Below are 1,484 nucleotides of genomic sequence, written 5' to 3' on the forward strand. Positions count from 1 at the left end.
AGCGGTTGCCGGGCCGGACCGGGGAAATAGGCGCGGGACAGCTCGGCCGGCCACGATAATCAAGCCGTCGGCCAAGCGGGTACACGCCTCACGATCCACGCATGGTTTCGACCTCAGCGGCAGGGAACGGGAGATCGCTCAGCTCGTGCTCGAAGGCCGCACTTACCGGGAGATCAGCGAAGCGATCTTCATCTCCCCGCGCACGGTCGAGCACCATATCGCGCGGGTCCGTCGTCGGCTCGGGGTGACAACCCGCTCGGATCTCCTGGCGAGATTGCGCCTGATTCTCGGTGAATCAGCGCAGGAGAACCCCCTGATCCCCTAATACCCGGACCTGCAAACCCCTAAGCGCGGGGCGCCAGTTAGGGGTATCGACCCCGATGTCCCGCTGAGCCCCCAATCCTATGTTTGTAACAAGCCAGGCATTCCGGCCAGGCGGACCAGCCTCAGCAAAACCCGATGCAAAGGAACGTGTCATGACCACTCTCGCCACTTCTCTTCTCGATTTCCTCATGAACCTGTTCAAGGATGAGGAAGCAGCAGCTGCTTTCAAGGAAGATCCCGAGGGCGCTCTCGCCAAAGCCGGCCTTGGTGACGTCGGTACGGATGATGTTGACGCCGTGAAGCCAGTCATCGAGGACTACGCGCCCGTGAAGCACAAGGACGACGACGAGGACGACGACAAGGGCCATGGCGGGGGCTATGGCAAGGACAAGGACGACAAGGACGAACGCGAGACTGAAGCGGTTGCCGGGCCGGACCGGGGAAATAGGCGCGGGACAGCTCGGCCGGCCACGATAATCAAGCCGTCGGCCAAGCGGGTACACGCCTCACGATCCACGCATGGTTTCGACCTCAGCGGCAGGGAACGGGAGATCGCTCAGCTCGTGCTCGAAGGCCGCACTTACCGGGAGATCAGCGAAGCGATCTTCATCTCCCCGCGCACGGTCGAGCACCATATCGCGCGGGTCCGTCGTCGGCTCGGGGTGACAACCCGCTCGGATCTCCTGGCGAGATTGCGCCTGATTCTCGGTGAATCAGCGCAGGAGAACCCCCTGATCCCCTAATACCCGGACCTGCAAACCCCTAAGCGCGGGGCGCCAGTTAGGGGTATCGACCCCGATGTCCCGCTGAGCCCCCAATCCTATGTTTGTAACAAGCCAGGCATTCCGGCCAGGCGGACCAGCCTCAGCAAAACCCGATGCAAAGGAACGTGTCATGACCACTCTCGCCACTTCTCTTCTCGATTTCCTCATGAACCTGTTCAAGGATGAGGAAGCAGCAGCTGCTTTCAAGGAAGATCCCGAGGGCGCTCTCGCCAAAGCCGGCCTTGGTGACGTCGGTACGGATGATGTTGACGCCGTGAAGCCAGTCATCGAGGACTACGCGCCCGTGAAGCACAAGGACGACGACGAGGACGACGACAAGGGCCATGGCGGGGGCTATGGCAAGGACAAGGACGACAAGGACGAGCACGACAAGGA

At 61.7% G+C, this 1,484-nt stretch carries 2 protein-coding genes and 2 pseudogenes; all 4 read left to right on the forward strand.

Annotated features, from left to right (window positions below; all coding sequences use genetic code 11):
• Positions 1-325, forward strand: a 325-nt coding sequence (locus Y705_RS0108400; RefSeq protein ID WP_216698764.1) for a helix-turn-helix domain-containing protein, incomplete at its 5' end; no start/stop codon positions are given.
• A gap of 187 nt (positions 326-512) precedes the next feature.
• Positions 513-581 (forward strand): annotated as a pseudogene (locus Y705_RS23625) (hypothetical protein); the annotation flags it as partial.
• A gap of 273 nt (positions 582-854) precedes the next feature.
• Positions 855-1,067, forward strand: a pseudogene (locus tag Y705_RS23630) (helix-turn-helix domain-containing protein); the annotation flags it as partial.
• Positions 1,068-1,218: 151 nt separating this feature from the next.
• The coding region (locus Y705_RS0108410; RefSeq protein ID WP_026532539.1) for an IniB N-terminal domain-containing protein at positions 1,219-1,484 on the forward strand (266 nt) is incomplete at its 3' end.

Source organism: Arthrobacter sp. H41, assembly GCF_000520535.1.
Taxonomy (GTDB): Bacteria; Actinomycetota; Actinomycetes; order Actinomycetales; family Micrococcaceae; genus Arthrobacter_D.